The organism is Acutalibacter sp. (assembly GCF_056800975.1).
The window spans coordinates 1-6172 of record NZ_JBQISV010000113.1 but is presented as its reverse complement, the minus strand read 5'-3'; the positions used below and the strand labels follow the sequence as shown (position 1 = coordinate 6172).

At 59.3% G+C, this 6172-nt stretch carries 6 protein-coding genes; 5 read left to right on the top strand and 1 reads right to left on the bottom strand.

Annotation, left to right across the window (positions count from 1 at the left end; all coding sequences use genetic code 11):
* Nucleotides 1–130 precede the first annotated feature (130 nt).
* From ACTO5E_RS09750 to ACTO5E_RS09730, 5 genes are read left to right on the top strand one after another with little or no spacing between them, the layout of a single operon-like run.
* On the top strand, nt 131–1543 hold the full coding sequence (locus ACTO5E_RS09750) for an MFS transporter (protein WP_482303280.1): 1413 nt from the start codon (nt 131–133) through the stop codon (nt 1541–1543).
* A 27-nt stretch (nt 1544–1570) separates the two neighbouring features.
* Nucleotides 1571–2212: a bifunctional 4-hydroxy-2-oxoglutarate aldolase/2-dehydro-3-deoxy-phosphogluconate aldolase gene (locus tag ACTO5E_RS09745; protein ID WP_482303279.1), complete on the top strand. Its 642-nt coding sequence runs from the start codon at nt 1571–1573 to the stop codon at nt 2210–2212.
* 18 nt (nt 2213–2230) lie between these two features.
* Nucleotides 2231–3280, top strand: a complete 1050-nt coding sequence (locus ACTO5E_RS09740) for a mannonate dehydratase (RefSeq protein WP_482303277.1) — start codon at nt 2231–2233, stop codon at nt 3278–3280.
* A 10-nt stretch (nt 3281–3290) separates the two neighbouring features.
* Nucleotides 3291–4691 carry a glucuronate isomerase gene (gene uxaC / locus ACTO5E_RS09735; RefSeq protein ID WP_482303276.1) on the top strand — a complete coding sequence of 467 codons (1401 nt, stop codon included), beginning with the start codon at nt 3291–3293 and terminating at the stop codon, nt 4689–4691.
* A 35-nt stretch (nt 4692–4726) separates the two neighbouring features.
* Nucleotides 4727–5572, top strand: coding sequence for an SDR family oxidoreductase (locus ACTO5E_RS09730; RefSeq protein ID WP_482303275.1), 846 nt, complete (start codon nt 4727–4729; stop codon nt 5570–5572).
* A 398-nt stretch (nt 5573–5970) separates the two neighbouring features.
* Here ACTO5E_RS09730 and ACTO5E_RS09725 read toward each other — a convergent pair.
* Nucleotides 5971–6172 (bottom strand): GyrI-like domain-containing protein (locus tag ACTO5E_RS09725; protein WP_482303273.1); only part of this gene is annotated, 202 nt, incomplete at its 5' end.

Sequence of the window (6172 nt, the reverse complement as noted above, 5' to 3'; positions counted from 1 at the left end):
CATGGGCGGCAGTCAGATGCCCACGGGCTTTGCCGAGAGCCTGAACGCCCGGCTGGTAAAAATCGACCGGGCATAACCCAGCGGCCTTGGGGGCAACCTAAGCGTATTACCCTGCGAGGAGTGATGCGCGATGAATTCGGCAGCTGCGGCCCGGCCCTTTGGCCTGCGGGACAAGGTTGGCTATGCCTTTGGTGATTTTGGCAATGACTTTACCTTTATTTTGTCCTCCACCTTTATGATGCTGTTTTACACCAATGTAATGGGCATCAGCTCTACAGCGGTGGGGGCGTTGATGATGGCCTCCCGGTTTCTGGACGCCTTTACGGATGTGACCATGGGACGGCTGATCGACAGGGCCAGGCCCACAGAGGAGGGCCGGTTTCGCCCCTGGCTGAAGCGGATGTGCGGGCCGGTGGCGATTGTGTCCTTTCTTATTTATCAATCTGGGCTGGCGGGTATGCCCTATTGGTTTAAGCTGGTGTGGATGACCGTCACCTATATTCTGTGGGGCTCTGTCTTTTATACCGCTGTCAACATCCCCTATGGGTCTATGGCCTCCGCCATTTCCGGCGACCCCCGCCACCGGGCGGAGCTCTCTGTCTGGCGGACGGTGGGGGCGACTTTGGCCGGGCTGGCCATTGGCTTTGGCACGCCGCTTTTCGCCTATGTCACGGCGGAGAATGGGGCGCAGATTCTCTCTGGCCCCAGGATGACTCTGATTGCGGGGCTGTTCTCCATTGCGGCGGTCGTCTGTTATCTGCTGTGCTTTCATCTGACCCGGGAGCGGGTAGAGACGCACCCCAGCAAGGGGGAGCAGGCCGCTTTTTCCGCTATGGTGAAAAGCGTGGGCTCGGACCGGGCCTTGCTGGGGATTATTCTGGCGGCGATTCTGCTTTTGCTGGCTATGCTGGGTATGGGCGGTATGGCGGGGTATATGTTCCCCATCTACTATCAAAAGCCCGCGGGCCAGTCGGCGGCGACCTTGCTGGGTTCGCTGGTAGTGCTGGGGGTATGCGTCCCCTTTGCGGTGCCCTTGGCAGAGCGTTTCGGCAAAAAGGAGGTCTCTATTGCCGCCTGCCTGTTTGGGGCGGTCTGCTATGGGGTGTGCTGGTGGGCGCGGCCTCAAAGTGTCTGGGCCTATGTGGGCTTTTACACAGCGGCCTATATGGGACTGGGATTTTTCAACACTTTGGTCTGGGCCATGATCACCGACGTGATTGACAATGCCCAGGTGCGGGAGGGTGTGCGCAGGGACGGCACCATCTATGCGGTGTATTCCTTTGCCAGAAAGGTGGGGCAGGCTCTGTCCTCCGGCATGGTGGGCTGGCTGCTGGGGGTTATTGGCTACAGTCAGGCGGTGCAGTATGACCCATGGGCCCACCCGCAGGTCATGGACGGTATGTTTTCTCTGTCCTGTCTGATTCCTGTGGCGGGGCTGACGGCGGTAGCTGTGGTGCTGTGGCTGGTCTATCCGCTGAACAAGGAGAGGGTGCGGGCCAATGCCCGGAAATTGGCGGGAGGCCAACAGGAGAATCACAATTAAAATTTTTATTTTGGGAAGGTGAGCGGAATGCATCCAATCAGTAAGAGAATGATGGAGATAGGCGTGGTGCCGGTCATCAAGCTGGAAGACCCCCAGCGGGACGCGGCCCCGCTGGCAAAGGCCCTGTGTGCCGGCGGTGTGCCGGTGGCGGAGGTGACCTTTCGGGCGGCGGGGGCGGACGAGGCCATCCGCCGGATGAAGGAGGCCTGCCCGGAGATTCTGGCAGGGGCGGGCACGGTGGTCAGCAGGGAGCAGATTGACCGGGCCCTGGCGGCGGGGGCGGAGTTTATTGTCTCGCCCGGCCTTGACCCGGAGCTGGTGCGGTATTGTCAGGAGAAAAACGTGCCGGTCTACCCGGGCTGCACCACGGCCAGCGAGTACCACGCCGCCCTGAAGCTGGGGCTGGAGGTTATCAAGTTCTTCCCGGCGGAGCAGTCGGGAGGACTGGGGAAGATCAAGGCTCTGGCTGCGCCCTTTCCTCAGTTCAAGGTGATGCCCACGGGGGGGATCTCTTTAAAGAACCTGGGAGAATACCTCTCCTGCCCGGTGATCGCGGCCTGCGGCGGCAGTTATATGGTGACGCCCCAACTGATTGACGGCGGGCAGTGGGAGGAGATTACCCGGCTGTGCCGGGAGTCCCGGGAGATTGTGGAGCAGGTCAGAAAATAAAGATAAGGAAGTGACTGTATGAAAAGCTCTTTTCGTTGGTACGGGGCAGGGGACCCTGTCACCTTGGAAAATATCCGGCAGATTCCCGGAATGCGGTCTATTGTCTCGGCAGTGTATGATGTGCCGCCGGGGGAGGTGTGGCCGGAGGAGAGTATTGAGGCCATTGCCAAGGACTGCGCTGCCCATGGGTTGGTGTTCGATGTGGTAGAGTCCATTCCTGTCACGGAGGAGATAAAGCTGGGCCGCCCGGAGCGGGACCGGCACATTGCCAACTACTGTGAGAGCATCCGCCGCTGCGCCAAATATGGCGTGAAATGCGTGACCTACAACTTTATGCCTGTGTTTGACTGGACCCGCACTCAGCTGGACCGCCTTGCTCCGGACGGCTCTACCAGCCTGGTGATGTACTGGGAGCAGCTGAAGGGCCTGGACCCGCTGACCGACGACATCCATCTCCCCGGCTGGGACGCCAGCTACACCCAGGACGAGGTGCGGGAGCTTATCCGCGCCTATGGAGAGCTGGGGGAAGAGGGCCTGTGGAAAAACATAGAATATTTCCTGAAAAAGGTGATTCCCGTGGCAGAGGCCTGCGGCGTCACCATGGCTTTGCACCCGGACGACCCGCCCTATCCTATTTTCGGCCTGCCCCGGGTGGTGACCTGCGAGGCCAATCTGGACCGGTATCTGGCTATTGTGGACAGCCCGGCCAACAGCCTGTGCCTGTGCACCGGGTCGCTGGGCTGCTCCACAAAAAATGATATTCCGGCTATGGTGCGGAAGTATTCGGCCAAAAAGCGCATTGGCTTTATGCATCTGCGCAATGTGAAGATTTTGGAGGACGGCAGCTTTGAGGAGTCCGGCCACTGGAGTCCTGCCGGTTCGCTGGATATGAATGCTATTGTCAAGGCCTTGGTGGAGACTGGCTTTGAGGGCTGGTTCCGGCCTGACCACGGCAGAATGATCTGGGGGGAGACCGGCAAGCCCGGCTACGGCCTGTATGACCGGGCGCTGGGCAGCGCGTATCTCAATGGGCTGATTGAGGCCAACGGCGGCCGGGTAGAAAGATAGGAGGGAGACCATGGTTGAATTTATGAACGACGACTTTCTGCTCTCTACGTCCACCGCGAGAGAGCTGTATCATCAGACAGCGGAGAGCCTGCCTATTATTGATTACCACTGTCATATTGACCCCAAGGATATTGCGGAAGACAAAAAGTTTCGCAGCATCACTGAGGTCTGGCTGGGGGGCGACCACTATAAATGGCGGGTGATGCGCGCTGCCGGCGAGCCGGAGGAGCTGATTACCGGCAACGCCCCGGACCGGGAGAAGTTTTTGGCCTTTGCCCGCACCATGCCCCAGCTTATGGGCAACCCCATCTACCATTGGAGCCATTTGGAGCTGCGCCGGGCCTTTGGCATTACCGAGACGCTGAATCCTGACACAGCCGACGGCATCTATGCCCGGGCCAACCGCATATTGGAGGGCCAGTCTGCCCGGAGCCTGATGGAGAAATTTCAGGTAAAGGCCATCTGTACAACGGACGACCCGGCGGACGGCCTGCGCTGGCACAAGCAGCTGGCGGCGGACCCCACCATGAAGTGCAGGGTACTGCCGGCGTTCCGGCCGGACCGGGCTGTCAACATAGAGAAGCCGGAGTTTGCCGGGTACATTCGGGACCGGCTGGAAAAGGCGGTGGGCCGGGAGCTTCGCAGCGCGGAGGATGTGGCGGCGGCTCTGCTGGAACGTATTGACTATTTTGCCGCCCAGGGCTGTCTTTGCGCGGACCACGGGTTGGACGCCTGTATGTTCGCCCCGCCGGACAGCGCAGCCGCCAATCTGGCTTTCCACACGGCTATGGCAGGAGGCCAGCCCACCGCCGCCCAGGCGGACGCCTACCGGACCCTGCTCACCGCGGCCTGTGCCAAGCGTTATAACCAGCTGGGCTGGGTCATGCAGATTCACTTTGGCTGCCTGCGGAACATCAACAAGCCTCTGCTTCGGGCCAAGGGGCCGGATATGGGCGGGGACGCCATCAACAGCCGTTCTGGGGTGGAGTGTCTAGCCCCGCTGCTGAACCTGTTTGCTGAGAACGGCGGCATTCCCAAGCTGATTCTCTACTCGCTGAACCCCAATGACAACGCGGCGGTGGCCTCCATTATGGGCTGCTTTCAGGGCGGAGGCCCGGGGCGGCTGCAGCTGGGCAGCGCCTGGTGGTTCAACGACAGCCGCCCGGGCATGCGGGCCCAGCTGACAGAGCTGGCCTCAGGAGGGGTGCTGGGGCAGTTTGTGGGGATGCTTACAGACTCCCGGTCCTTCCTCAGCTATCCCCGGCATGAGTATTTCCGCCGGGTGCTTTGCGAGCTGGTCGGCGAGTGGGTAGAGAGCGGCCAGTACCCGGCCGGCCGGCGGCAGTTGGAAAAGCTGGTAGGGGATATTTGCTATTATAACACCAACCGGTATTTCGGTTTTGGGGTTTGACGTGGAAGAAAAACATGGGAGAGAGGATGATTATCATGACGGACTTGCCCTTGCAGGTGGATTTCAGCGGGAAGGTAGTGGTGGTTACTGGCGCGGGGGGCGTGCTCTGCGGCGACATGGCCCGGGCTTTCGCCCAGGCGGGAGCCAAGGTAGCGGCTTTGGATTTGAACGCTCCGGCGGTGGAGCAGCTGGCGGAGGAGTGCCGGTCTCAGGGGTACTGCTGCCAGGGATATCAGGCCAATGTGCTGGACCGGGAGGCGTTGGAGGCAGTACACCAGCAGGTTTTGAAAGACCTGGGGCCCTGTGACATTCTGGTCAACGGGGCGGGGGGCAACAACCCCCGGGCCACAACGGACAACGAGTATCATCATGAGGCTCAGCCGGAGCAGAAGAACTTTTTTGATCTGGACCCGGAAGGGGTGGACTTTGTATTCCGGCTGAATTTTCAGGGGAGCCTGCTGCCTACCCAGGTGTTTGCCAAGGATTTGGCACAGCGGCAGGCAGGATGCATTCTCAATGTGTCCTCCATGAACGCCTATGTCCCCCTGACGAAGATTCCCGCCTATTCTGGGGCCAAAGCGGCGGTGAGCAATTTCACCCAGTGGCTGGCCACCCATTTTGCCAAGAGCGGCATTCGCTGCAACGCCATTGCCCCGGGCTTTTTGGTGTCCAACCAGAACCGCGCCTTGCTGTTTCATGAGGACGGCACCCCCACGGCCCGGTCGGAGAAAATTCTGGCGGGCACCCCCATGGGCCGCTTTGTGGACAGCAGGGAGCTGTTGGGCGCGGTGTTTTTCCTGTGTGACGAGAAAGCCGCCAGCGCGATTACCGGCGTAGTTCTGCCTATTGACTGTGGCTATTCGGCTTACTCCGGCGTATAAATAAACCGTTATATAAAGAGAATTAGCCAGGAAGATGCGTCCAAAGGGGCACATCTTCCTGGCTTTTTTGCGGAAGGGGCTGGCCAGCAGGAGCCTGTTTTAAAACTCTAAAATATGGTCTGCTTGGGTCAGAAACGGCGCCTTTGGGGTTAGGGCTCGTTTGAAAAATCAAAAACACCGTCTTTTTGCCCCAAAGCAGCCGCTTTCTGCGTCGAAAATCCTTGTCAATCGCGAGATTGACTTGCGGTTTTCTCCTTGAAATCACCTCCATTGGGGCAAAAATCCGGCATTTTTTCTATTTTCAAACAAGCCCTAAACATGGCCGTTCCTGCGCTTTTTTCTTGACGGCCCTTGTTGCTGGCCAAAAATCCAGCATTTCTTCGGTTTTCAAGCAGGCTTTAGCTCTTTTTGACTGGGTGGCGGATTACAGTTTTTCTCTTTTCCGGCAGGGTTCTTTCCGGGTTGGAAAGGTAGATTTCATGATGCTGGCGGGACGGGGTGAAGTCGTTCTGCCAGCCGTTCTCCGCCAGGTATTGATCCATGCGGGCAGCGGATTCCGGCTCGCTGTCATAGGGGCCCAGGTGCATAATCTGGACGCAC

Excerpts from the sequence above, each read along its gene's own strand:
- uxaC (WP_482303276.1), top strand. The coding sequence starts at position 3,291 with ATGGTTGAATTTATGAACGACGACTTTCTGCTCTCTACGTCCACCGCG.
- ACTO5E_RS09745 (WP_482303279.1), top strand. The coding sequence starts at position 1,571 with ATGCATCCAATCAGTAAGAGAATGATGGAGATAGGCGTGGTGCCGGTC.
- ACTO5E_RS09740 (WP_482303277.1), top strand. The coding sequence starts at position 2,231 with ATGAAAAGCTCTTTTCGTTGGTACGGGGCAGGGGACCCTGTCACCTTG.
- ACTO5E_RS09730 (WP_482303275.1), top strand. The coding sequence starts at position 4,727 with ATGACGGACTTGCCCTTGCAGGTGGATTTCAGCGGGAAGGTAGTGGTG.
- ACTO5E_RS09750 (WP_482303280.1), top strand. The coding sequence starts at position 131 with ATGAATTCGGCAGCTGCGGCCCGGCCCTTTGGCCTGCGGGACAAGGTT.